Here is a 26,480-nt window from a genome sequence, read left to right on the forward strand (position 1 = left end):
GATGGACAATAGCAATTCCCGCAGGAACTTTCTTAAGACAGCAGCTTTAGCAAGCTTTGGGGCACTGGTTTTACCCAATTCTTTATTTGCCTATTCAAATGATTTTAAAACAGATAAAAAAGTCCGTGTCGGGTTTATCGGTGTCGGTCTTCGTGGTCAGGAACATGTAAAATTACTGGCAAAACGTAACGATGTAGAGATTGTAGCCTTTGCAGATCCTGAAAAAAGGATGCTCGCTGCTTCTCAGAAAATCTTAAAAGACAATAATAAACCGGCTGCTCAGGAGTTTTCCAACGGGGAATATGACTATCGAAATCTTTTAAAATTAAAATCAATAGACGCTGTGGTTATTGCGACCCCTTGGGAATGGCATCTTACACAAGGTGTGGAAGCTATGCGCGCTAAAAAAATTGTGGGCATGGAAGTTTCGGGAGCCATAAAACTTCAGGACTGCTGGGAGTTTGTAAAGGTATATGAAGAAACAAAAGTTCCTATCTTCATGATGGAGAATGTATGTTACCGCAGAGATATCATGGCCATTCTGAATATGGTCCGTAAAGGAATGTTTGGGGAATTGGTACACGGAAGAGGCGGCTATCAGCATGATCTGAGAGGTGTTCTTTTCAATGATGGAGTTAATCCATACAATTCCGGTGCTGAATTTGGAGAAAAAGGATTCAGTGAAGCCAAATGGAGAACAGAACATTATGTAAAACGTAATGGCGAGCTCTACCCTACCCATGGATTAGGTCCGGTTGCCATGATGATGGATATCAACAGAGGAAACCGTTTAACAAGACTGTCATCATTCTCATCAAAAGCGGTAGGACTTCATAAATATGTTGTTGAACATCCAAAAGGTGGAGAAAACCATCCTAGCGCGAAAGTAAAATTCAATCAGGGAGATGTGGTAACCACACAGATTGCCTGTGCCAACGGAGAAACTATCCTTCTTACGCATGATACAAGCTTACAGAGACCTTATGATCTTGGTTTCAGAGTTCAGGGAACCGAAGGATTGTGGCAGGATTTCGGATGGGGAGATTTCAACCAGGGACATATCTATTTTGAAAAAACAATGAACCATACCCACCGTTGGGACAATACGGAAAAATGGATGAAAGAATATGATCATCCGATGTGGAAGAAGTTTGAAAATGTTGCTGCAGGAGCAGGACATGGCGGAATGGACTTTTTTGTCATGAATACGTTTATTGAATGTATCAAACGAAATATTGAATTCCCGATGGATGTGTATGATCTTGCCTTATGGTATTCAATTACCCCATTGAGTGAAGAGTCTATTGCCAAAGGTGGTCAGGTGGTTGATATTCCTGATTTTACCAATGGAAAATGGAAAACCCGTAAACCTGTATTTGGAATGACCGATGAGTTCTAAGAAAACATTACTCATATTAGCAGGCGGATTAGGCAGCAGATATAAAGGTCTCAAACAGATCGATGGAGTACTCGGTAACGGTTCGCCGATTTTGGAGTATTCTATCTTTGACGCATTGGAAGCTGGTTTCCAGAAAGTAGTCATTATCGTCAACAAGCTTATTCCTCAAAATTATATGGAAAGGCTCAATGCCATTTCAAAGAGTAAAAATTTTGAACTGCATTGGGTATATCAGGAAATAGACAGTATTCCCATTTCATTGGAAGGTTTTGATTATCCTGATCGAGAAAAACCATGGGGAACTGCTCATGCCGTTCTTTGTGCCAAATATTCGATACAGGAGCCTTTCGTGATGATCAATGCGGATGATTTTTACGGGAAAGAAGCCTATCAGCTGGCTGCCCATGAAATTAACCATCATCATATTTCAGATACCCAGTTGGGAATGATTGCTTATCCTGTAGGTACTACATTGAGTGGAAACGGAGCTGTAGCCAGAGGAATATGTACGCTGGATTCAGAAAATAATCTGATCAAAGTAGTGGAGCAAACATCTATTCAAAGAATAAACAACTCCATCGTTTACATTGAAAACGGAGAAAATATAAAATTGGATCCTGACACCTTAGTATCCATGAACTTTTTTATTTTCCATCCTCATATTTTCTGTTATCTGGAAGCTTATTTCTATGATTTCATAGAATCTGATCCCTTACCGAATCAGGAGTTTTATATTCCTTCTGCAGTACAGAAAATGATGGATGAAAACAGAGTAAAAGTAAAGGTAAAAGCCTCTCCTTCTCAATGGATGGGAGTTACCTACGCTGATGATAAAAAGGAAATTATAAATTTTCTGACTTCAGAGATCAACAACAACAGATACCCGGAAGATTTATGGAGCTAAATGATATTGTTATTGAATTTATCGGTACGGATAATTATGACCTCTTCCCTATTACTGATGGATTGATCAACACAACTTACCTTCTGGAAGATAAGGATCAGGGGAAGAAGTTTATCCTGCAAAAAATTAACAATCATGTCTTTAAACAGCCTGATGTGATCGTCAATAATCATTTAATGGTTAATGAGGTTCTCCTATCGAATAATTATCAGTTTCAAATTATTGAGCCTATCCCTTCTCTTACCCACAAACTTCTGGTAGAGGATGCAAATGGCCAGCCATGGCGCATGCTAAGTTTCATAGAAAACAGTGTTACTTTTCTTATCGCTCCTTCTTTGCAAACGGCTTTTGAAGCAGCTAAAACCTTCAGTTATTTCCTTAGCGTCGTTAATACTGAACAATTACCCGCCCTTGAAGATACTCTTCCTAACTTCCTCAATTTTGAGAAGAGAGTTGCAGATTATAAAAGCTCACTAAAAAATGCGGCCCCTCATTTAAGAGAAAAAGCAAAGGCTGAAATAGAAATCACCAACCAGCTCCTGTCCTTGCCTGATCAATGGATTGAGATGGAAAAAAACAATCAGATCCCCAAAAGAATCATTCATGCAGATGTAAAAATCAGTAACATTCTCTTTGATCAAAATCACAGTCCGTTAGCAGTAATTGATCTGGATACCATGATGATTTCTACTATTTTGTATGATTTTGGAACGATGATCCAGTCCTACACCAATACAACACCTGAAGATGACGGAAGTGCCCAAAACAATTTCAATCCTGAAATGTATGAGGCTGTAAAAAAAGGCTTTTTATTCTATCTCAAGGAAAAACTGACTTCCAAAGAATCTGACAATCTTGATTATGCTGCACAAGTCGCTATTTATATTCAGGAGCTTCGTTTTTTAACCGATTATCTGAATGGAAGTGTTTATTATTCTACGAAATACCCTGAGCATAATTTAGACCGGACTAAAAACCAACTGGAGCTGTTGAAAGGATTGAGAGAATATTTGGGAGTTTGAGAGTGGGAGAGTCAGAAAGTTTGAGGGTTTGAGAATAATAGAGTAAAAACAGGTTCCTGCGGAATGACAAAGTGTACGGCTAGATAAAGCGTTCCGTTTGTCATTCCGTAGGAATCTATGCTCTCACAACTCAAACTCTCCCACTCTCAAACCCGAACCACAGATCCCGAAACTTACCCTAAAATCCAAGATTCGTCACTGAAAAAATATGTACAATGCTGAGATTCCTACGGAATGGCAAGGTGCATGGATAGATAAAGCGTTCCGTTTGTCATTCCACAGGAATTTATGCTCTTACAACTCAAACTCTCCCACTCTCAAACCCTCAAACCCGAAACCCGAATCCCGAATCCCGCAACTTATCTTAAAAATCCAAGATTCGTCACCAAAAAAATCACGTACAACGCTGAGACTCCTACAGAGTGACAAAGTGTACGGCTAGATAAAGCGTTCCGTTTGTTATTCCACAGGAATTTATGCTCTTACAACTCAAACTCTCCCACTCTCAAACCCTCTAACCCGAACCCCGAATCACTAAACTCATCTCAAAAACTCCAGAATTCTTTTCCATTCTTCCAGTTTCTTTTCAAAGGAAACAGTGTGGAGCGGACTTGTAGAAGGCAATAGAAAAATGGGTCGCTTATAATTTTTCCCAAGCACTTTCTGTAAATTTTTGTAGGATTTTCCTCCATTGCAAAAAATAGCTTTAACATTTGGATGTTCTTCCAACAGCTCAGCAATCTGATTCGCTTCTTCATTTTTGATTTCGGAATCCAGACTTCCTTTTCTCTCACAGGAATCAATGACATCCCAAAGGGCAATATGATGTTTCTGTATCGTTTCAATTCTTTGAGTATAATCATGAGTAAATTCTTCGTTCAGCAATTCAAAAATGATTTTCCAGAATTTGTTTTGAGGATGAGCATAATATTGCTGTTTTTCCAATGATTTCACCCCGGGAATTGATCCTAAAATTAGAATGTCAGACTGATAATCAATGATTGGTGGAAATGAAGAAATACGGTTTTGCATATTCAAATATAGAGATTTAAATTATTTTAATCTGGCTGGAAGCTGGAAGCTTGAAGAAGGAAGTTATTGAGGTTTCAAAAAACGGTTGTCCCTATTTTCATCTTTCTAAACAGTGATATCATTAATGTATGGTAACCTCTATCAATGTTAAGATTAACAGCTACTCCCAGCTTCCAATACCCTGAATTTAACTCCCTTAAACCACTCAGATTATTTAGATTTTGGCTAAAGCCATTGGATATTTTTCATAAAAAAAGCGGGCTAAAGCCCGCTCCTATTGATATTTATTTTTATTGATCTTATAAAGTTTCCTTCAGCCAATCAAAGAATTCTCTCTGCCATACCAATCCGTTTTGAGGATGAAGTACCCAGTGGTTTTCATTCGGGAAGTAAACCAGTTTAGATTTTAATCCTCTTAATTTTGCTGCCTGGAAAGCTTCCTGACCCTGCTCGTAAGGAACACGGAAATCAATTCCTCCCTGAACGATCATGATGGGCTTATTCCATTTTTCTACAAAATTACTTGGGTTGAATTCTGTATACGCTTTTGGAAGCGGTTTCTCCCATGGAGAACCAAGATCCCAGTTTGCAAACCAAAGTTCTTCCGTCGTCAGATACCATGACTTCATATCAAATAATCCGTCATGAGCGATGAAGGTTTTGAATCTGTTTTCATGGATTCCTGCCAGCATAAATACACTGTATCCTCCATAGCTTGCTCCTACAGCCGCTACTCTGTCACCGTCTACATAGGGTAACGTTTTCGCAAAATCTGTGGCTGCCAGATAATCTCTCATCGGCTGTCCACCCCAATCTTTTGAAATATCTTCATTCCATTTTGTTCCCCATCCTGGCATTCCTCTTCTGTTTGGTGCTACCACGATATAATCATTGGCTGTCATTAAGGCAAAGTTCCATCTTACGCTGAAATATTGCGTCAATGCAGATTGTGGTCCTCCCTGGCAATACACCAATGTTGGGTATTTTTTATTAGGATCAAAGTTCGGTGGATAGTGGAACCAAACTCCCATTTCCTTTCCGTCTGAGGTTTTCACCATTTTAAGTTCAGATTTCCCTTGAGCCAGCTTAGCATAAGTATCTTTATTAGCTTCAGTCACCTGCTTCATTTCTCCGTTTTTAACGTTTACAGAGAACAATTCCGTGGCATGGTTTACATCTGTTCTTCCTACTAAAAGTGAAGATTTATTATCTGTAAAGATTTCATTAACGTCAAAATCTCCTTTGGTAATCTGCTGTACTTTTGCTGATTTAGAATCCAGAGAGAAAAGTTGTTTTGTTCCTCTGAATGCAGCCGTAAAGTAGATTGTTTTTGAATCTGCTCCCCAAAGTACATCTCCGGAAACACTTTCGTCCCAGCCAGAAGTAAGATTAGTGGTTTTCCCCGACTTCCAGTCCAGGATTTTTACATCATTTTTATCTGCTTCATATCCATCTCTGGCCATACTCTGCCAGATCAAAGATTTTCCATCCGGGCTGAATTTTGGATTAATGTCATATCCTTTGTTTGATTCTGTAAGGTTTTTGGTGGTACCTGACGCTAAATCATAAGCAAAGATATCTGTATTGGTACTTGTAGCGTACTCTTTTCCGCTTTTAGGCTTTGTAACATATAAAAGCTGTGCAGAATCCGGGCTCCAGATAAAATCTTCAGCACCTCCAAAAGGTCTCTGAGGAGAATCCCAGGTTTTTCCTTCCAAAAGATCTTTTGCCCCTTCTACTTTATCAGCAGTATTCACTACAAATACGTGGTTGTATTTTCCTTCATTGAAATAATCCCAGTGTCTGTGGTTCAGATCTGTGTAAACCTGAGCAGTAGTTTTAGGAGTATCACTGAATTTATCTTTCCCCATCACTTTTTCTACCAATACCTGCTTGCTGAAAGCTATTTTCTTCCCGTCCGGAGAAATTACAACGTTATCAGCTTCACCAATCGTATAAAATTCTGTCCAGGTTTTTCCGGCATCTTTAGAAAGATAGATTTTATCACCTTCCTGCGCATAAATTCCGTTTTTATCCCATTGAATAAGGGCTTTTTTACCGAAATCAATTTTAGAAGACTGATGATTAAGAACATTCAGAAAATAGTTCTCGTTTTTCGTTTTCTCTGTTTTCAGATCTACCTGCCCTACTTTATAGATAAGGGAACCCTGATCTGGTGAAACTGCCTGTACCCCAACTTTTTTCAAAGTCCAAAGAATTTCAGGCGTCATTACTTGTTGTGCATTCATTAAAAGCGGAGCTGCCAAAGCCAGCAGACTGTACTTAAGTTTCATATGTTGATATTCATTTTTTAACGGATCTATGAAATCGCAGTGATTTTATAATATCCTTTTATTAAATTCAAAGATTGCCAAAGTTAATATTTAAAATAAAAATGGACGAAAAAATTAACATTTAAGTTTTACGATATTGAAAATAAATAGTTAATATGCAGCTGAATTTTTATTAATTTTATAAAAACTAAACTAATATCCATTTTACATGAAAAAATTTCTTCTTTTTTCTGCACTCTTTGTGTCTTCTTTCTTTTTTTCACAGTTAATGATAAGCCCTTTTCCCAATCATTATTATAATGCTTATCAGGCAACTCTTTCAGGAAACGGAACTATTTATTATACTACTGATGGGAGCACCCCTACATTGAGTTCCAGTTCAGCAGTCAATAATGTACAGATTACCATTGATCAGAATAAAGAAATCAAAGCATTTCTTGTTGATGGACAGGGAAGTTCATCAGCTGTCATCAGTAAAAAATATTATACAGGAAGTATTCCTACGGCCAACATTTACTTTAAAATTCCTTCTATATGGACTACCGGAAGCTGTGTAATGATTGATATGGTGAGTCCCAATTCCATTGACGGATTTGCCATGGATACCTTCTGGCCAGGGGTTGTAATGCAGCCGGCAGGATGTGAATCCTGGTATAAGGCTGCCAGAAATTTTGAAAGTGCCAATGTACGATTTAACAATTGTACTCTCTTTGAAAATATTCCTGCAACCATCAGTACCAATTTGATTCCTATGGAAAGTACTTTGTATTATGATTTTACTGACGGAATCATAACAACTCCACCCTCATGTTTATTTTTAGCGACTCATGAAACGCAGCAAAAAAACAACAATGTTTTAATCAAAGTTTACCCGAATCCTGTTTCAGATATTTTAAAAGTAAATACCGACCGGAACTTTCAGGAATATGAGATCATAGATGGAAATGGAAGAATGGTGGTAAAAAATCAGTTTGTAAAAGAAATTTCTATTCATCAACTTATTGCAGGAAATTACTTTCTAAAACTGAAAGATTCAAAGGGAAATTTGGTGTTGTTGAAGTTCATTAAAAAATAAAAAAAATCCGCTCAATGAGCGGATTTATATTTTGATCTGTAATGTTTTTAATTAATCTCCATCTGAGAACATTGAGTTCGCCAAAGAGGTTACAATTGACAATAATATACTGAATATAAATGCCCACCAGAAACCATCTACCACCATACTGTCTATGAAATAATCTGCAATCAGGATAATCCCTGCATTAATCACAAGGGCAAAGAATCCTAAGGTAAGGATCGTTAACGGAAGGCCGAACAGACTTAAAATAGGCTTTACAAATATGTTAAGAACCCCAAGCACAATCGCAAAGATAATGGCTGAAGAAAATCCTTCAAAATGTACTCCCGGTAAAATTTTTGTTAAAAGATAAGCTACAATTGCCGTAATAAATAGTCGGATAATTAAGTTCATTGTGATATTTTTTAATGTTTATGGGGGATATGGAGCAAAAGCCATTCCATTTCAAAAAAAAGAATTCCGTGAAACCCTTTATTTAAGGAATATTTTGTCTTTTATTTCCCGTAACGTCTTATTTTATTTTCATCATGGTGACTAATGAGGTCGCTACATGACTTTCTGAGTCCGAACCTTCAGTCTGAACATAAATTTCTGTCCTCACAACAACAATTTTACCTCCACCTTTGATAACATAAGATTTTGAAACCAAAGCATCACCCATCGCAGGACGAAGATAATTCACTTTCAACTCAACGGTCACTACATAGCAATCTTCCGGATAATGGCTCACAGCGGCATATCCTGAAGAAACATCAACCAAAGAGGCGATCATCGCTCCGTTAAACATTCCTGCTTTTCTGGTCATCATTTCCATTTTAGGAATCTTCATGGATATAAAATCGGTTTCTACTCCCAGCAGTTCTGCTTTATAGAATTTCAAGGTTTCCGAACGGTTGAAGCTGTCTGTGATGAGTTTTCTTTTCTCTGGTGTCATTACTTTTGAATTTGAATGTAAAGGTAGAAATTGATTTAAAGATTAAAGAATTTAAAGATTAAAAATTTCCAGTGGCAGGAAGCTTTGAGGGAACTGATATAAACTTATGCTGCTCTTTGATCTCTATATGAATATTTAAATCTTATAGGTATTGAAAACCTGTAACGTTTTTTTGTGTATCGTTTTGTTCAGCAATAATCAAAATTTTTCAGTTCAAAAGGTTAGATTTGCAGGAAAGCTTTATGATGGGTTTAAAAAGGTTTTTACAATTTTTAGGTTTATTGGCAGGATTCTGTTTTCAGGCACAAACATTACATTTGTATGGCGGTGCAGATCAGGATCAGTATCTGGGATGCCTAAACTGTGATAATTTTGATAAAAATTCGATCTGGAACAAGTTCAGCGATTACGGAAATGTCTTCAGTTCAAAATCCATATGGAATCCATATGGAAATTATGGGAGTACCTACAGCGCCTATTCTCCATGGAATTCCTATGCTTCCTATCCTCCGGCAATTCTGGATCAGGACGGAAATTTCTTTGGATTTCTTACTTTGAATCCTTATAAATCTGACAGATCAGAACTGGAACTGGCTGTTATTTTATGTAAGCATCATGAAGAGATTAAAAGTGATGTTGGGGGCTGGTATGAGAGGTTGTTCCGGTAACCTATGAATTCTCACTTCTTCTCCTGGAATATTTATATAAAAAAAATGGTGAAAACATAAGGCTGGATTCCTACGGAATGACAAGTATACCGCTTAGTTTATCCACATCGTTTGTCATTCCGTAGGAATCTAAACTGCATAAATTAAGCTTTTCAGAGAATGACTGTGTATATTTGTTGTTGACTCATTTTTTACAGAGCAAATTGTTTACCTTTTCATAGTATTGAATTCAAAAAAGAAACTCCTTCATTATGCTGAATGATTACAAAAAACACGAACTGTTTGGAAAACCTTTATTACAGAAGATTGATCTTAAAGCGCCATTCAGATCTGATTTCCCGGTTTCTGAGCAGGCTTGTTTTCTGTATGTTATTAAAGGAGAATTTCAATATAAAACAGCAGAACAGGAGTTTACTATTTCTGCTAATTATTCGCTGTTTCTTAATTGTATCAGCTCCGGAAAGTATATTCAAAACTCAGAATCGGAGGAGCATTGTGAAATCGTCATCGTTACTTTCTATCCGGATATTCTGAAAAGAATCTATGACAGGGAACTGCCTGTATTGCTGCAAAAACCGGCAAAAATGGTCTCGAACCAATCCAATGAGAAAATAAATAATGATTTTCTGATTCAAAAATATGTTGAAGGACTGCTCTTCTATTTTGAAAATCCTTCCCTCGTTAATGAAGATATATTAATTCTTAAATTAAAAGAAATTATGTTGTTGCTGGCTCAATCCCAGAATGCTAAAACTATTCAGCTGATCCTGTCACAACTGTTTTCTCCCACAACTTATTCTTTCAAGCAGATTATTGAGGCTAATTTATTTTCACAGCTCACCATTGAACAACTTGCAGCGCAAAGCAATCTGAGCCTGTCATCCTTCAAAAGAGAATTCACCAAATTATATAGTGATACGCCCGCCAACTATATAAGAAACAAAAAGCTGGAAAAAGCGGCCGAATTGCTTTTACGATCAGATGAACGGATTACTGATATTGCATTTGAATGCGGATTCAATGATCTGGCTACTTTTACAAAAAACTTCAGTGATAAATATCGTGTCACTCCTTCAAATTACCGCCAGGAACAAAAGGGGAAATAATTGAGGAGCATTTTTAGGTAATGACACCGCTATTTCTTATTTCCATAAGGAATGTTTCTTTCTGGACCAAACTCTCAAATTCTTGAACTAAATCACAAAATCATTTCTGTCTATCTATCGCAAATTTGTACCATCAGTTACAGGGAACAGAAATATACCTGTCATTACAACTGAAAATGTATCAATTTAAAATACGATCAATATGAATCTATCAGGTTTAGGAATTTTTCATACCATTATCGGTATAGCAGCCCTTGCAGGGGCCATCACAGGGTTTATTAAATATGGTAAAATCAATCTGGCTCAGCGGTCCGGAAAAATATACTTGTATGCAACCGTCATTACATCACTTTCAGCTTTGGGAATTTCTAAGGCAGGAGGTTTCAATGCAGGACATGTATTTTCCTTATTTATCTTTGTTCTGATATCCATTGCTTATTTCCTTTTTTCCTATAAAAAGCATGTCGGAAAAGCAAGATATTTTGAGAATTTTTTGCTGTCATTCAGTTTTTTCCTATCATTGGTTCCCACAATTAATGAGACCTTTACGAGGGTTCCCATTGGGCATCCTTTGGCTAAGGATATCAAAGATCCGGTAATTGGCCAGACGCTTCTTGTTATTTTCCTGCTTTTTGTGATTGGATCAATCTTTCAGTTTATGAAGCAGAAAAAAGAGAATGTTGAGATTACACGTCTTCAGTAGGACATTTGTATTGTGCTAAAGATGGTGAAATTGTAGCAGGTAGGGCTGGATTCCTACGGAATGACAAACTATATGGATAAACTAAGCGTTGTAATTGCCATTCCGTAGGAATCTCTGTATAAATGAAAAGCAGGAAGATTGTTGGAAAACGCAAATACGCAGCTTATTTCCTAAGCTGTATGTTTTTAAGGCGCAAAGATTTTATCTCCGATAAAATGTGATAATGTTCAAAATTGTATCATCTATCTATGAAGTTCTGGCTGGCCATTATTTTATTATCTTTCAAGGACAATGCTCATATAGCGTATATTAAAATTTAACGCGTTTGACTGGCAGTCAACAGGTTGCGGTTTCGAATCCCGTATTCTCCACTCAATAATGATATTTAATTAGCTAAGCTGTGTCTGGAAGTCATCACTCAAAGTTAAAACACCTTCTGCAAGATTTTCCGGATGTGTGGTAAAGCCTTTCAATTTTGAGGTTTTTCCCTTTAACACAAGGTCTAAAAGCTGCTTATCAGACAATTTTTTACCGAAAATTTCAAAGGTAATTTTGAAACCGCAGTTTTTAAAATCGGAACATCCCACAGCTGTTTTTCCTTTGATTAGGTTGTGTTCTTTGCATTTCGGACATTTCGTTTCTTCCCAGGACTGAAGTTCTTTTTTCTGTGCAGGTTCTCTTTTTTTCTTTTCCTTTACTTCTTCTTTTTCTTCTTCCTGAAGGGTAATCACTTTTCCTTTTCCGTACACCACTTTTTCAGTAAGTTCGGTAACCATCTGAATCAGTTCTTCTTTGAAAAGATTGGCTTCATACTCTCCTTTTTCAATTTTACGAAGTTTGGATTCCCATTCACCGGTCAGTTCCGGACTTTTTAGCAGCTCATCTTCGATGGTATCAATCAACTGAATTCCGGTTTGGGTAGCGATGAGGTTTTTTCTTTTTTTCTCGATGTATTTTCTTTTGAAAAGGGTTTCAATGATGTTGGCACGGGTGGATGGTCTTCCGATTCCGTTGTTCTTCAACATTTCACGCAACTCTTCATCTTCTACCTGTTTTCCGGCAGTTTCCATGGCTCTCAGCAGAGTTGCTTCGGTATAAGGCTTTGGAGGTGTTGTTTTTCCCTGGTGAATCATCGGATCGTGTGGTCCGGTTTCTCCTACGATAAATTCAGGAATAGTTTGTTCTTCCTCTTTTTCTTTTTCCTTATCGGTAGTTTCTTCCTTAGGCTCTTTGGCATAAACAGCTCTCCATCCTGCTTCAAGCACCTGTCTTCCGCTGGTTTTGAAAGGAATTGTTCCTACTTTTCCTTCCACCAATGTATTTGAAATTTTACATTCCGGATAGAAAACGGCAATAAAACGTTTGGCAATCAGATCATAAATCAGTTTTTCTTCCCTGCTCAGATTTTGAGAAGGTGGAATTTCCGTAGGAATGATCGCATGGTGATCGGTTACTTTTGTATCATCGAAAACGGCCTTTGATTTTGGAATCGGAGCTTCCAGTAACGGAGCAATCAGCTCCTGATAAGGATACATTTTCTGAAGAATACCTGTTATTTTCGGATATAAACTCTCGGATAGATAAGTGGTATCAACACGCGGATAGGTTACGTGCTTCTTTTCATAAAGACTTTGGATATAATTCAACGTATTTTCTGCTGAATAACCGTATTTTTTATTGGCTTCTACCTGAAGTCCGGTCAGGTCGAAAAGTCGTGGATTTTTTTCTTTCCCTTCTTTAATTTCGAAAGAAACAATCTCAAATGGATTGACTTTAAGATATTCCAATCCTTTTTCTGCACGTTCCAAGGTTTTTAAACGGTCAATTGCTGCATTGAAAAGAACATCACGATATTTGGTTTTCAGTTCCCAATACTCTTCTGTGGTAAAGGCATCAATTTCTTTCTGACGCTGCACCAGCATGGCCAATGTGGGAGTTTGTACCCTTCCAATGGAAAGAACGGCTTTGTTTCCTCCGAATTTCTTGGTAAAAAGTCTGGTCGCATTGATTCCCAACAGCCAGTCTCCGATAGCTCTGGCATTTCCGGCCAGATACAGATTTTTATAATCTTCCGCAGGTTTTAAGCTTGCAAAACCTTCTTTAATAGCATCTTCCGTCAATGAAGAAATCCATAAACGCTGGATAGGTTTGTTGCATTTCGCTTTCTGCAATACCCAACGCTGGATGAGTTCTCCCTCCTGCCCGGCATCCCCGCAGTTGATGACCTCATCACATTCTTCGACCAATTTTTCAATGACTTTAAACTGATTTTCAACGCCTTTATTCGGGATCAGCTTGATTCCAAAACTGTTAGGAATAATCGGCAGTGAAAAAAGGTTCCAGGATTTGAATTGTGGCCCGTAGTCGTGAGGTTCTTTCAGGGTACAAAGATGTCCGAACGTCCATGTCACGCAATAGCCGTTTCCTTCCATATAGCCTTGTTTAGGCGTGGTAGCGCCCAATACTTTGGCGATATCTCTGGCAACACTGGGTTTCTCGGCAATACATAATTTCATGAACTCGGGTTTATTGAAGGAGTGCAAAAATCGGGATTTTTTTTGGATTTTGCTAATTTAGCTCTAAGTATTGAAACTCTGGCCTATACCCATTAATCTCACTCGTTCCAACCATTCATATATCATAGAAGAGTTATATTTCAAATCTCCATTCTCATCTTTTTCTTTTTCTAAAGCAATTGCCATCAATGCAAACTCATTTTCCAAAGAGGTAGAAAAAATTCCTTGGTCATCAGTATTTATAGATACTGAAAGTTGTGGACAATTCCTTATTTTTTGATGATCTAGCTCTAGTCCTAAATTAAAAAATTTAGTAATTGGGTGTTTTGCATATCTTCTAAATGTTCCAATAAGATAGTTTGATGTAGGATTAGTTTCAATGGCAATATTTTTATTCTTCAATTCATGCATCATTTTAAACTGAACCGCTTCTACCAATTCCATATAAGCATGAGATATTTCAAATTGTTTAATCAGAGCGCCAGCTTTCTTAATTTTTGTATTAAAATGATACTGTTGATAAAGACATTTTATATCTATATTATTTCGAATATTTTTATTCTTGGGATATTCTTCATTGATTCGGCATCTTTCCCAATAAGTCAAATTTGATTTTAAATAAACATCTTCATCTAAACCTGATAAATACAAGTAAGGATCATCGCCTCGAAGTTTCCAGGCATCGAAATAAGTAGTATGATGAATGTATTTTTGTTCTAGCAAGCTTCCTTTATCAAAATTAGCTGTATATAATTCATAAAATAAATTCTCATACAGTTTCTCAAGTCGATTCACTTCATTTCGATGAATTCCAATTCCAAATTTTCTAATTTTAGCTAATAACCAAACAATATTATCAAGAACCATTTGTTTTGGCAGCATCAACTTAAACTGCTTGAAATCATAATATTCTTTAACATCAATTCCTAATGCTAATGCATGCCCAATTCTATCACCTTGTGTAAGATTTAAAAATCTGATACTTTCATCTATGGCACGTAAACCATCTACCAAATCATAAAAATCTTCTCCTGCATGATAAGTTGCATATATTTTAGGTTCTTCCAGTTTATCTTTTAAATGGTTAAAATACCCTTTTATTTTGTGATTCTTCAAATAACGAAACCCTTGCGCAAAAACTTCCGGACTTGCATTGAATTCACTAGATGCAGCATCAATTCCTCTGATCAAATCTGAAATTTCAGAATATCCTTCTCTTAACTGGCTTATGGCTATTGATTGATTCTTTATTTCTATCCTTAAATCATGATGTCTGCACAATACTTCTTGTGATAAATCAGAATATTTTCTACTATCTCTTTTTTTTATATAATGTATGGTGTAAAATATATTATGTTTTTTTAAATCAAATCTATTATCATCAGATAATGATCGATTTAATTGTTTTGATAATATTGCTTGATTATCTAAAGCTTTGTTATATCCTTCTAAGCTTGATTTTAATTTTAACACACTATCCTTTGGAGCAACTCTTAATTCAAAAGATTTAATTTGACTATGTGATTTTGTATCATGTACCGCCAAATTCATAAATGCTGTATGATAAATAGAATCATCAGGTAAAAAAAATTCTTTTCTATCCTGATACATTGAGAAATTACCAAAACCAACTTTATCATTCACCTGAATAAGCTCTGCTCTAAACTGAGCTTTAATTAACAAATAGGCATGGAATAAATAAATAGATGATTGAAACCGTTTATCACCTGAATAAATTAGCTTAAAGCAATCATATAATAGTTTTCGTTCTCCATAAAACACATAAGATTTCTCAAGATTTTGAATATGAATATTTTTAGGAATAGCATAATCTATTATTTCCATATTACCTCTATATTCAAATTGATGCCCCAAATCATATCTTAACACTTCAATATTTTTTGAAAGCTCATACATATTCATCAACAGATCAAAAGATGCCGATGAATTACTTTCTTTAGAAATATCGATAATAAAATCTTTACTTTCATCTATTTTATTTACCAGCCTAAACAACTCATATCTTATATAAGCTGCTTTATAAACAAGTATTTTTAATTCCTTTTTTGAACTTTGAGATGCATTAGTAGTTTTTGTTAATAGACCTATTTCTTTTTTCAGATCTTCAAATGCTTTTTCAAAAGAGATTGGATGATTCATTATATTAATCCAACTTAAATCAAAAACAGGACCTGACCCTTTTAGATGAAAGTGATTTTCTGCCAATCCCTTTTTTAGAAGTTGATGAAGCCTTTTATTATCCGAAAATGCAGTAGGTCGCCAAGCAAAAAAGTCTCTTTGCCTTCTAGATCGATTATCTAAACAAGCATAAAAAGACGTGGTAAGTATATCCTCTCCAATATAATAAGATAAATCTCTCCATTTTAAAAGATGCTCATACACTACAAATGGTTCTAGATCTTGTTCTAGTAGAACTTTAGAAGTAAAGTGATTTAGAATATGGAAATAGTTCTTATTCTTTTCTTGATGAACATCATGAAACCAATCTGACTCAAGTTTATAGTAAACATTTTGAATTTCATCTACGGAATAACTTGAAAAAGTTCTAAAGCCTTTCTCTAGGAAACTATTTACATTGATATATTTATCTTGATCTTTTACTGATAAAATAAAATCTGAACAATAATCTGTAAATAATAAACGAATTGCTTTGCGAAGATTATCCATTTATTAAGTTTATTAAATAATTTTGTAAATCATTTTTATTTTCTGTAAAATAATCTGGATCTGGGTCGTTAAATTTACTTTTTATTTCTTCAAGATAATTAACGATCTCTTCTGTATCATCAAAATCTCTCAATTTATCTATACGATATGTGATAAATCTACTTGTAAACTTTTCTGCTTTATTTAAATCATTTAAAAAAGTTAGTAAGTAATTTTTTGTGACTAAAGACAATTTATATTGGTCTACTCCCCTAGATAATTCATATATATCATTTATTATATCTTTTAAGTTATTAATCATAACAAAGTCTTCATCTTCAAAGATTTTATGTATATCATAAATTTCATTCAATTCAGAAACTTTCTTATTACTATAATCTAAATTATTAAAATGCTTTAATAATTCATTTATAACAGGATATTTAATGTAGTCATTAACGAGTCCTTTTACCTTATATAGGTTCTCAAGTTTATTTAATGAGTAAATTGTACCATATATAAATAGTAAACAAATATCATCAAAATAATTATTGGGTAAAGAATCTTTAACCTCCTTAAGTCTAAATTCATTTATATATTCAAACAACTTTAAAGTAAAAGATGGATTATATAGTTGTTTTATAAAAATGGAATTTTCAAACCATTCTTTATTTAATTTAGTAAATTCATTATTGATATCAAAGTTTAAAATTGAAGATAAAATTTCAATATTATACATATTATGCCAAATTGCGAATGGAGAAATAACTCCCTTTGTATATCTTTCAACAAAAATATCTTTGTCCATTTTATGTCTATAATCTTCATTTCCCTCACCCAAATAAAAAACAAACAATCCCAATATAAAAGCTTCATTTTCTTCCAATTCTTCAAAACACCAATCCAATGAATACTCAAATTCAATAAAATCTCGAGATCTACCATTTTTTTCCTTAGATAATATATACATATATTTATTTACAAAGCCATATCTAGTAAATTCTAATTCAACCAAATTTTTATCAAGGTCTAATAATCTTATTGAAAAATATAATTTAAATAAATCTAAAAATTCAAAACTTTCATAATCATCAATAGAAATTGTACTTTCAAATTCCTCTATTAAAAAAAATATATCACCTAATGAAATACTACTTTTAATATTAGCATTAGATAATTTAGTATAAGCTACTGTTTTTCTATCCCTTGGCCTGTATTCAAAATTCAATCTTAAAAATTTTCTTAAAACACTAATTAAAAAGAGATCATCAGAAACATTTTCTAACTCATCTATAATATTTCTATATTTATCATCCAGCTTATAAACTTCATTTATAGTATATTTCCTTAATTTGTCCAAACTTTGAGAGTTCAGTAAAGTATTAATGAAATTCTGAGTTTCCCGTATGGTATTTGGTAAAATAAAATTTCTATTTAGTTGATTATTAGTTTGTAATAAATGTAGTTTTTCAAAAATTAGATTAATTATTAATTCATTAAAATTTCCTTCATCTCCATTGAAAATAACTTCTTTATCAATAAGCACTTTGAATCTTATTTTATCTAACTTTTGAATGTCAGGTAAAAATATCCGTCTGCTAAATGGAATTAATTTATCTATATATCTTTTAGCTTTATCGCTAACCTGATTTTCAATCTTCAGATCTTTATATTGAATCGCAATTGCTTCATTCAATTGTTCAATTTTACATGATATCAGTAATATTACTTTAGGTTGAATTAAGAATTGTCTTATATCTTCAAGCATTTTATATGCAGCTTCAATATTGACATCAAAATCATCTATTGCTATTACTAGAAATTCTTTTTTCTCAAAATGCTCCAAATAATATTTAACTAAATGGTTAAAATCTTCTCTTAAATTACTACTAATTGCTAATTTACTTAGTGCTTCTATGGATTCTTTTTTATATAAATCCTTACGATCAGAAATTATGATTTGTAAATTCTGAAATGTTTTTTGAAAATGCTCAATTAGCTCCCTTTTATATACTTGATTTAACTCACATTTATCTTTTTTTATTTCAATTTGAAATTTTTGAAACATTTTTGCTAAAATAATCTCAAAAAGACTCTCACCTCCTCTAAATAAAGAAGGATCTATAACATCTATTTCTGCAAAAGTTTTATCTTTTAAATAATTTTCGTTATCATTCTTAAAAAACTCTATATTATTCCTACATTCTTTATTCACTAAAGAATCTCTAAATGAAATCATCGATGACGTTTTACCCTTTCCTCTCTCTCCTGTAAATGCTATTATATTATTGAAGTCATCATATTTGGAATCTTTATGAACTTCAGAATGTCGTACAATTCCAATAGTATTTCTTAATGCTTCTAAATAAACATTTTTAAAAATTGACTCATTAAAACTGTTGCCTTTTTCAATTTTTATTTTGTATTCTTCATTTAAATTAATTTCTAAAATGGCTTTATCACTCATAAATTTTCAATTGTTTTTTAGTTTTTAATCGCCTAATATAATAAAATTTAACACACAAAAATTACGGGTTTCCACAATAAAAAAGCCCCCTTATAAAAAGAGGGCCGGATCAACAATGTAATGAAACCAGGTTCATTATTTCTTTTGAGCTTCTGAAATGGCATCAGCAATTCCTCCGCCTGCGGTTTCAAAGAAGGCAGGGCCAGCCAGAAGATATACTTTTTCTAATTTTTTTGTAGTGGATAATTTGTGGTCTTTCAGGTAATTTTCTGAACGGTTGGCATGCACGATTCCTCTTACTACGTTTCCGGCTACCAAAGCGGTTGGAGAGTCTATTCCTGCATCTTTCAGATCACTGGCGAAGGCAAAATTGGTAACGCCTAATCTCATCGCTTCGCGGGCAGCTACTTCACCTACGGAGGTCATTAAATCAGCAGTGAACTTGTTGCGGTCACCTAAGCCAATCAATAATAATTTCTTTGCAGACATCGATCCTGCAGGAGGTGTAATTAAAAGCGTTTCCAAAGAATGTCCCTGGAACTGTCCAGCCTTTCTTATATTGGTTAGTTCTCCTTTTAAAGCTTCATCCAGGTGAACCAATCCGTTCAATTTAGCAGGTAAGGCCTGAGCATTGAAGATGTCTCCTTCTGTATATTCGAAAACACAGGCTACCTGAAGCTGGGCATCGGCAGAAGATGGGCCTTGTACCAATCCTACCATGGAGATACCGTCTACGGTTCCCCAGGTTTTGGAGGTTCCGATGGCTGTTGTTTTTGCAGTGGTTGCAGTGGTTGTTTGTGCAAAATTTAATATTGAGAATGCTAATGTTGCAATTACCAGTGATTGTTTTAGTGTATTTTTCATGAGATTTTTTGTTGTTAGTTGCTGGTTATTTTTGTTGCTAGTTGTGTGTGTTTTGTTGGATAACGCTAAGGCGCGAAGTTTTTGCTGATGTTTTATTTTTTTAGGCGCAAGTCGCTTCGCTCCGGCTATTTTTGTTTTTTCAAAGGTAGTTTCTGTGATGCAAAGGTGCATTGATGTGGGATAATTTGTTGAGACGTGCAGGTTGCGAGTGTTTTATTGGATAACGCAAAGGCGCGAGGTTTTTGTTGATGTTTTATTTTTAAGGCGCAAGTCGCTTCGCTCCGGCTATTTTTGTTTTTTCAAAGGTAGTTTCTGTGATGGAAAGGTGCATTGATGTGGGATAATTGTTCAATTAATTTTCAAATTATCTCATTTTCAAATTTTCAAATTCCCTATATTTTTTTAAAACTTAAATACAATTCTGGAGTTGATAAAGAGTCCGTCTTTGTCGTTATCGATGACATCGTTAATGAAAGCTCCTGTATTAAAATACTGTATTCCTGTATTAAAGGTTAAAAATGAATTGATTTTATAATTAAAGCTTCCCAGGAAAGCCGTTCCGATGTATCTCTTTTTTGAGTTTGAAGATGGTAGGTTTAATGTTCCGCTGGGTCTGTAAATTCCGTCCTGGGTAGAATATCTCCAGTTGAAAACTACATCTGCCTGCACCGTTATTTTTTTACCTAAATCAATGGTTGCATAGGGATGAATATCAATTAAGTTTACAGGTCCGATCTGAGGATTAAATCCAAAATATCCACCTTTCGGATACAGAGGATTGAATGTCCCTAATGTTCCGTCTCCTTTATTGCTGTCGCCTGAGATATAATCATTTCTAAGATTGATGGTTGGTTTTCCTTTTACATTTTCAAACATATATCCGATGTCTGCAGAAGCCGTCCATGCGCTGATATTTCCTTTATTAAAGTTGCCAAACTGATAGGCTGCTTCAAAATTGTAGATAAAGCCACCGCCATATTTCCAGAATCTTCCTCCAAAAGTATGTCTGTTTTCGTCTGAAAGTCCGTCTTCAAAGCGTACATCTTTTCTGTGAATCCCCAGATAATACAGCTCCAGGTTTCCACTTCTGGGAATAATCCATGTGTTGTAACTTCCCCAAAGGTTGACTGATTTCGAAGATTTGTTATCGAATGCTCCCGGGTTGATTTCACTGGCAGCCATCATAAAAGCATCTGATCTGAAATTTCCTCTTTTGTACATGAATTTTAATCCATCAAAATAGAGTCTTAAATTCGGGCCTTCTCTTACGGAGATCAGTCTTCCGCTTCCATAGTCCAATTCCTGTCTTCCTGCACGTACGGTCAGTTTTTCTTTATCATTTTTCAGAATATCGACATCAATGAAGAGGTTCTGAATATTCAGATGGTCTTCATCAATTGGTCTTGGTCCATTTTTCCTTCCATTTTCCCATGCACTTCTCACCTGCCCGAAAATTCTTACCCGTGAGCCCAGATGCAGATCTCCATGTATCGTGTATCTTTGAATCAGAAAAGGATTGCTTCCAATTCCCATTCTTCCCCAATCTTCATTATTAAAATCCACAAATTCCAGTCTTGCTTCTCCTCCCAATGACAGATATTGGTTATTGTTTTCTGTAATCGGGATGTATTTTATGGAGTTATAAAAAGTTCTTGCAGAGTCTTTGTATGCCGCATAATCTTCATCAAACCTCATCAGCTTAAACTGAGCTGAGAGCTGAATTGGAATAAAAATCTGCAATAACAGTACAATGGCAATCAGTTTTTTCATAATTATTTCTTTGTTAAATAATGATCCACTGAATATTTTCCTGAACCCACACATAATAAAAACAGGTAACACAAGCTGTACATAAATGGAGTATCTTTTACCAGTAATGCATCATTCCAATGGAGAATAAAATATCCTGTAAGGGTTACAGCCAAGATCGGCAATACAGCAATTCTTGTGAAAAATCCAAAGATTACAAATACCGGAAATACGAGATTGGCAGCATCTGCAAAAAGGCTATTGAATGATTCCGGAAGGTGCAACGGGTTCGGAACCTGCTCTGCTTCTGAAACACCTACTCCTATTTTTTTTAATCCGTGGGCTACGATTAATTCTATAGAAAGTAAGACTCTGAAAACTAAAAGTGCAATATTGATTAGTTTTCCTCCCGGATTGGTATTGGTGATGATGTGGATTAACTTTTTCATGATTGTTGTAACTGTTTTACTATTGAAGACTTTTATGGGTAAGACCACCCCGGCAAAAATTCTTTGAATTTTTGCCACCCCTCCGGAGGAGGGGAATTTTTACCCCTTCAGTTGAAGTGTTTGTGGATTTTGTGGTATAAAAACTATTTTGTTTGATAGCCTCCGTAATATTTCACGGGTGACCATTCCGGAATGACTGGAAGCGGTGCTGGTGCAGCTGTTTTGTAGGTTTCATCTCCGTACACTACTTTTCCGTCTACGATGGTTAGTTTTGAAGTAATGTTTTTAATTTCTTCATCCTTAACCTCGAAATAGTCTTTATCTAAAATGGTAAGATCTGCAAAATATCCCTTTTGTATTTTTCCTTTCTGATAGTCTTTTATTAATTCATAGCCACCATAAGTAGAAAGGGATAAGGCTGTTTTTCTGTCCAGGGTATTTCCTTTACCCATCACCTGAGTTCCTCCGATGGTTTTTCCTGTTGTGATCCAGTATAAAGCAACCCATGGATTGTAGCTTGCGACTCTTGTTCCGTCTGTTCCCAATCCTACGGGAATTCCCATTTCAAGCATTTTTTTCACAGGAGGAGAAGCTAAAGCCGACTTTTTACCATATCTGTGGATGAAACTTTCTCCCTGATACGCCATTCTGTGCTGTACTGCAATTCCTCCACCCAAAGCTTTTATTCTTTTCATATTGTCTTCAGTAACGGTTTCTGCGTGATCAATAAACCAGACTAATCCGTTCAAAGGAGTTTCTTTGTTGACTTCCTCAATGACATTTAAAAATCTTGTGATACTTTCATTATAGGTAGCATGAATTCTGAAAGGCCATTTATTTTTTACCAGAAGACTTACGACCTCTTTCATATTTTTCTCCATGGTAGCGGGAAGTTCTGGTCTTGGAAAAAGGAAATTTTCAAAATCGGCACCATCAGACACCAGATTTTCCCCACCTCCGTTCACATGGTAATCTATTTCATTGAAATCATTGTGGCCATGATCATCAATCTCTACCATTCCTATCCATTTGGTATAATCTGCAAGCTCAGAACCTTTCTTTTGAGCAAATAAATAGTAAGGTAAGCGAACGGTAATTTTTCCTTCTTTGTTCAGCTGATCTGTTGTTCCATAATCGTCAGGAAAATTTTGGAATCCTCCTCCTGCATCCATTACAGCCGTTACCCCTAATCTGTTCAGTTCCGTCATATACTGGAGGGTTGAGTTTATTTTTTCTTCTTCTTTCAACTCCGGTAATTTGGCCAATGTTGAATAAAGGATGAATGCGTTAGGCTCTGCAACCAATAATCCTGTGGGATCTCCATTGTTGTCTTTCTCGATTAAACCTTGTGCAGGATTAGGAGTTTCTCCATTGATATTGAGTTCTTGTAATCCGGCTTTATTCAGCCATGCTTTTCCATAAAGATACATGATGAATGTGGGAACATTTCCCGTGGCCTCATTAATTTCAGCCAGTGTGGGAAGTCGTTTTTCTTCAAACTGATATTCATTCCAGCCTCCAATCACTCTTACCCATTGTCCTTTGGGTGTTCTCTGCGCCTGTTCTTTCAACATTTCCAGTGCTCTTTTTAAAGATTTCACCCCATCCCACCGAAGTTCTGTATTGTAAAATCTTCCTCCACGGATCACATGCAAATGGCTGTCAAATAAACCGGGAATCACTCTGTTTCCTTTGGCATCAATAACTTTTGTATTGCTGTTTTTTAATTTTAAAATCTGGGCATTGGTTCCCACCTGTAAGATTTCATGGTCTTTGATGGCAACAGCCTGTACTTCAGGATTTTTATCATCCATGGTGGTGATCTTCCCATTGGTAATGATCATGTCTGCTTTCTGAGCATGGAGTATTCCTGTTCCTAAAACCGCAGAAAAGATAAGTGTATTCAGTAATTTCATTATTTCAATATTTAAGTTTGAAGGTTTCGGCAGGCTTTCAGCCTGCCGAAACAGACCATTAATGTTTTAACATTTCCTGAGCATACTGAATTCCAATACCGTAAGCTCCACCGTGTTTTTTCATCAAATCATTGACTGGTTTGTACGTTTCTTTTCTTGCCCAGTCTCTCTGAAGTTCCAACACATACTGAACAGAAGTAATTGGGTGAGCTCCTGCCTGAACCATACGGGTGATTGACTGATCATGAGCTTCTTTAGAAATATCCCCTGAAGCATCTGTTACCACATATACATCATACCCTTCATCAATAGCTGATAATACAGGGCCTACGATACATACACTTGTCCATAATCCTGCAAAAACCAGTTTCTTTTTATTTTTTCCTGTGATGGCTTTGTGAGCGTTAGTATCTTCCCAGGTATTCATTGTGGTTCTGTCTACATATCCGCTTGTTGCTTCAGGATATACTTCTGAAATTTCAGGGAAAACAGGTCCGCTGAATGATTTTTCAGCCACCGTTGTTACCACTGTAGGAACATTAAAGATTTTTGATCCTCCGGCTACCAGTGCTACATTATTTCTCAGTTCTTCCATGCTGATGCTCTTTGTTGCAAAAGCCATTTGACCTTCATGATCAATCAATACTACGGCATGGTTGGTAGGGTTTAATAATGATTTTCCAGGGTTTTGAGCTGATGCTGTGAATGATAATAAACCAGCTGCAAATGATAGGATTAATTTTTTCATAATTATTTAAAATTTAAGGGTTGTTATTTCTGTTTAATTTTCTTTTACATGGTCATTGGCACCTCCATTACAAGGATTTCGGTACCTTCTTTAATGGCTTTGATATTAATATCCTGAATATCCCAGACTCCAAATCCATCGCGTTCTTCCAAAATTTCTCCGCCGATTTCTGCACTTCCTTTAAGAATGAAAACATAAATGCCGTTTCCATTTTTTCTGATCTTATAATGCGTTTCTTTATTCTGATCAAAAATTCCCAGATGGAACCACGCATCCTGATGAATCCATACTCCTTCATCGTCTGCATTGGGAGAAAGAATCTGTTGAAATGTATTGTGACCTTTTGTTTTATCTAAAGTGATCTGATCATATCTTGGAGTTACATTTCTTTTTTTAGGATAAATCCAGATTTGAAGGAATTTTACCAGCTTATCACTGTTTTTGTTGAATTCACTGTGCATAATTCCCGTTCCTGCGCTCATCACCTGGATATCTCCACTTCTGATCACTGCCGTATTTCCCATGCTGTCTTTATGTTCAAGATCACCTTCTAAAGGAATACTGATGATTTCCATATTGTCGTGAGGATGGGTTCCGAAACCTCTGCCTGCTTCCACTTTGTCGTCGTTCAGGACTCTCAATACTCCGAAATGCATTCTTTCAGGATTGTGATAATTGGCAAAACTGAAAGTGTGCTGGCTCAGCAGCCATCCGTGGTCTGCTTTGCCTCTTGAGTCTGCTTTGTGGATTACAGAATTTTCCTTTATTTTTGATTCTGTATTAGGAAGGTGATTATATCCGATCGGTTCTAATGGTTCAATCTCATCGATATCATTTTTCATAGCGCTTGCCAGAGAAGCTGATGCGACAAACATTCCTGTTCCTAGTAATCCTTTTTTTAAAAAATCTTTTCTGTCCATATCTCAGTTGTTATTTGTTCTTGTTTGATGGGACAAATTTAGAGAGACCGGAAACCCTGCACATTTAACTAGTTTAATAAATGACTTTGCAGCAAAAAAAAATGCCGGATACTTTTGTATCCGGCAGTATGATTATATTGGATTGTTTTTTGAGAAAATACAGAAGTCTTTTTACTCTTAAGACCTAAAGGATAAATTTGTTTAGATTCCTACGGAATGACAAATACAACACTTAGTTTATCCATACAGTTTTTCATTCCGTAGGAATCTCTGTATGAATGATAAGCAAAAAAATAGTTGGAAAACGCAAAGACGCAAGTTGTTTTTTAAGCTAAATATTTTTAAGGCGCAAGGATTTTATCTCCGATAAAATGGGTGACTATAATTTCACAGGAATATTCACCCCTATAAAATCCATGCAAATCTCTGCAATCTGCAAGTATAAAAAACTAAGATTTATTTCTCTTTTGAGGCAAGGCGTTTTCTGATGGTACTTACAAATTCTTTTGAAACGCCAAGATAAGAAGCGATGTAATATTGTGCTACTCTTTGTGGAATTGAAGGATATACTTTGATAAATTCAAGGTATCTGTCTGAAGCAGTTTTGGAGATCGTATTGACCAGTCTGCTTTGTAATGTGGCGAGATTCCTTTGAACCAGCATTCTGAAAACTCTTTCAAATTTAGGGATCTCATGAAGTAATTTTTCTTTGGTTGCAGGATTCAGCATATAGATTTCCGAATCTTCCAGCGTCTCAATATAAACTTTAGAGGGCTTCTGCTCCTGAAATGAAGCAATATCACTGATCCACCAGTCTTCAATGGCAAACAGAAGCGTAACTTCGGAGCCGTTATCATCCAAACAGTACATTCTTACACATCCTTTGTGAATATATCCTTCAAACTGACAGATTTCTCCTTCTCTGAGTAAAACCGTTTTCTTGGGAAACGACTGGCAGGCAAGCAGATCTGTAAATATTTTTTCTTCTTCGGGAGTGATGGAGATAAATCTTGTAATATTTTTGATGATATTTTCGAACATGAT

Annotated in this window: 21 protein-coding genes; 7 read left to right on the forward strand and 14 right to left on the reverse strand. The window is 35.6% G+C overall.

Annotation, left to right across the window (positions count from 1 at the left end):
• Position 1 precedes the first annotated feature (1 nt).
• The 3 genes from ODR02_RS10780 to ODR02_RS10790 are packed head-to-tail and all read left to right on the forward strand — an operon-like array spanning position 2 to position 3,325.
• Positions 2 to 1,399, forward strand: a complete 1,398-nt coding sequence (locus ODR02_RS10780) for a Gfo/Idh/MocA family protein (RefSeq protein WP_309512437.1) — start codon at positions 2 to 4, stop codon at positions 1,397 to 1,399.
• On the forward strand, positions 1,389 to 2,303 hold the full coding sequence (locus ODR02_RS10785; protein ID WP_309512438.1) for a sugar phosphate nucleotidyltransferase: 915 nt from the start codon (positions 1,389 to 1,391) through the stop codon (positions 2,301 to 2,303). The genes ODR02_RS10780 and ODR02_RS10785 overlap by 11 nt, the downstream gene beginning before the upstream one ends.
• Positions 2,294 to 3,325, forward strand: a complete 1,032-nt coding sequence (locus ODR02_RS10790) for a phosphotransferase enzyme family protein (protein WP_309512439.1) — start codon at positions 2,294 to 2,296, stop codon at positions 3,323 to 3,325. The genes ODR02_RS10785 and ODR02_RS10790 overlap by 10 nt, the downstream gene beginning before the upstream one ends.
• Before the next feature lie 540 nt (positions 3,326 to 3,865).
• On the opposite strand, the gene ODR02_RS10795 is transcribed toward ODR02_RS10790, so the two are convergent.
• Both ODR02_RS10795 and ODR02_RS10800 read right to left on the reverse strand, forming a co-directional pair.
• The gene (locus tag ODR02_RS10795; protein WP_209788968.1) at positions 3,866 to 4,357 is read right to left on the reverse strand and encodes a DNA-deoxyinosine glycosylase; all 492 of its coding nucleotides are present in this window, start codon (positions 4,355 to 4,357) and stop codon (positions 3,866 to 3,868) included.
• Positions 4,358 to 4,656: 299 nt separating this feature from the next.
• On the reverse strand, positions 4,657 to 6,651 hold the full coding sequence (locus ODR02_RS10800; protein ID WP_309512440.1) for a S9 family peptidase: 1,995 nt from the start codon (positions 6,649 to 6,651) through the stop codon (positions 4,657 to 4,659).
• 208 nt (positions 6,652 to 6,859) lie between these two features.
• Between ODR02_RS10800 and ODR02_RS10805 the strand changes: the two genes are divergently transcribed.
• A complete protein-coding gene (locus tag ODR02_RS10805) occupies positions 6,860 to 7,726 on the forward strand; it encodes a chitobiase/beta-hexosaminidase C-terminal domain-containing protein (RefSeq protein WP_309512441.1) in 867 nt (288 codons plus the stop codon).
• 51 nt (positions 7,727 to 7,777) lie between these two features.
• Here ODR02_RS10805 and ODR02_RS10810 read toward each other — a convergent pair whose 3' ends face one another.
• Entirely contained in the window at positions 7,778 to 8,122 is a 345-nt protein-coding gene (locus ODR02_RS10810) for a phage holin family protein (RefSeq protein WP_047388083.1), read from the reverse strand.
• Between the two features lie 118 nt (positions 8,123 to 8,240).
• Complete coding sequence (locus ODR02_RS10815; RefSeq protein WP_079242415.1) at positions 8,241 to 8,663, reverse strand: PaaI family thioesterase; 423 nt, start codon at positions 8,661 to 8,663, stop codon at positions 8,241 to 8,243.
• Between the two features lie 242 nt (positions 8,664 to 8,905).
• On the opposite strand from ODR02_RS10815, the gene ODR02_RS10820 reads away from it, so the two are divergent.
• The 3 genes from ODR02_RS10820 to ODR02_RS10830 all read left to right on the forward strand — a co-directional run bounded on the left by ODR02_RS10820 (position 8,906) and on the right by ODR02_RS10830 (position 11,140).
• Positions 8,906 to 9,331 (forward strand): hypothetical protein, encoded by a 426-nt coding sequence (locus ODR02_RS10820; RefSeq protein WP_209788959.1) that lies wholly within the window; start codon positions 8,906 to 8,908, stop codon positions 9,329 to 9,331.
• A gap of 251 nt (positions 9,332 to 9,582) precedes the next feature.
• Positions 9,583 to 10,437, forward strand: coding sequence for a helix-turn-helix domain-containing protein (locus tag ODR02_RS10825; RefSeq protein WP_209788956.1), 855 nt, complete (start codon positions 9,583 to 9,585; stop codon positions 10,435 to 10,437).
• 202 nt (positions 10,438 to 10,639) lie between these two features.
• Positions 10,640 to 11,140: a hypothetical protein gene (locus ODR02_RS10830; RefSeq protein ID WP_309512442.1), complete on the forward strand. Its 501-nt coding sequence runs from the start codon at positions 10,640 to 10,642 to the stop codon at positions 11,138 to 11,140.
• A 389-nt stretch (positions 11,141 to 11,529) separates the two neighbouring features.
• On the opposite strand, the gene ODR02_RS10835 is transcribed toward ODR02_RS10830, so the two are convergent.
• The 10 genes from ODR02_RS10835 to ODR02_RS10880 all read right to left on the reverse strand — a co-directional run bounded on the left by ODR02_RS10835 (position 11,530) and on the right by ODR02_RS10880 (position 26,477).
• Positions 11,530 to 13,656 carry a type IA DNA topoisomerase gene (locus ODR02_RS10835; protein ID WP_309512443.1) on the reverse strand — a complete coding sequence of 709 codons (2,127 nt, stop codon included), beginning with the start codon at positions 13,654 to 13,656 and terminating at the stop codon, positions 11,530 to 11,532.
• A gap of 63 nt (positions 13,657 to 13,719) precedes the next feature.
• Positions 13,720 to 16,344: a hypothetical protein gene (locus tag ODR02_RS10840; RefSeq protein WP_309512444.1), complete on the reverse strand. Its 2,625-nt coding sequence runs from the start codon at positions 16,342 to 16,344 to the stop codon at positions 13,720 to 13,722.
• The gene (locus tag ODR02_RS10845; RefSeq protein WP_309512445.1) at positions 16,337 to 18,790 is read right to left on the reverse strand and encodes a hypothetical protein; all 2,454 of its coding nucleotides are present in this window, start codon (positions 18,788 to 18,790) and stop codon (positions 16,337 to 16,339) included. The genes ODR02_RS10840 and ODR02_RS10845 overlap by 8 nt, the downstream gene beginning before the upstream one ends.
• A gap of 135 nt (positions 18,791 to 18,925) precedes the next feature.
• On the reverse strand, positions 18,926 to 19,654 hold the full coding sequence (locus ODR02_RS10850) for a M17 family peptidase N-terminal domain-containing protein (RefSeq protein WP_309512446.1): 729 nt from the start codon (positions 19,652 to 19,654) through the stop codon (positions 18,926 to 18,928).
• Between the two features lie 402 nt (positions 19,655 to 20,056).
• Positions 20,057 to 21,424, reverse strand: a complete 1,368-nt coding sequence (locus ODR02_RS10855; protein ID WP_309512447.1) for an alginate export family protein — start codon at positions 21,422 to 21,424, stop codon at positions 20,057 to 20,059.
• A 2-nt stretch (positions 21,425 to 21,426) separates the two neighbouring features.
• Positions 21,427 to 21,852 (reverse strand): DoxX family protein, encoded by a 426-nt coding sequence (locus ODR02_RS10860; protein WP_309512448.1) that lies wholly within the window; start codon positions 21,850 to 21,852, stop codon positions 21,427 to 21,429.
• Between the two features lie 143 nt (positions 21,853 to 21,995).
• Complete coding sequence (locus ODR02_RS10865) at positions 21,996 to 23,768, reverse strand: amidohydrolase (RefSeq protein ID WP_309512449.1); 1,773 nt, start codon at positions 23,766 to 23,768, stop codon at positions 21,996 to 21,998.
• Positions 23,769 to 23,826: 58 nt separating this feature from the next.
• Positions 23,827 to 24,516 (reverse strand): hydrolase, encoded by a 690-nt coding sequence (locus ODR02_RS10870; RefSeq protein WP_309512450.1) that lies wholly within the window; start codon positions 24,514 to 24,516, stop codon positions 23,827 to 23,829.
• A 44-nt stretch (positions 24,517 to 24,560) separates the two neighbouring features.
• The gene (locus ODR02_RS10875; protein WP_309512451.1) at positions 24,561 to 25,436 is read right to left on the reverse strand and encodes a pirin family protein; all 876 of its coding nucleotides are present in this window, start codon (positions 25,434 to 25,436) and stop codon (positions 24,561 to 24,563) included.
• A 456-nt stretch (positions 25,437 to 25,892) separates the two neighbouring features.
• Positions 25,893 to 26,477, reverse strand: coding sequence for a Crp/Fnr family transcriptional regulator (locus ODR02_RS10880; RefSeq protein WP_209788934.1), 585 nt, complete (start codon positions 26,475 to 26,477; stop codon positions 25,893 to 25,895).
• Between the last annotated feature and the right edge of the window lie 3 nt (positions 26,478 to 26,480).

Source organism: Chryseobacterium sp. CFS2, from assembly GCF_036543225.1.
Classification (GTDB): domain Bacteria; phylum Bacteroidota; class Bacteroidia; order Flavobacteriales; family Weeksellaceae; genus Chryseobacterium; species Chryseobacterium culicis_A.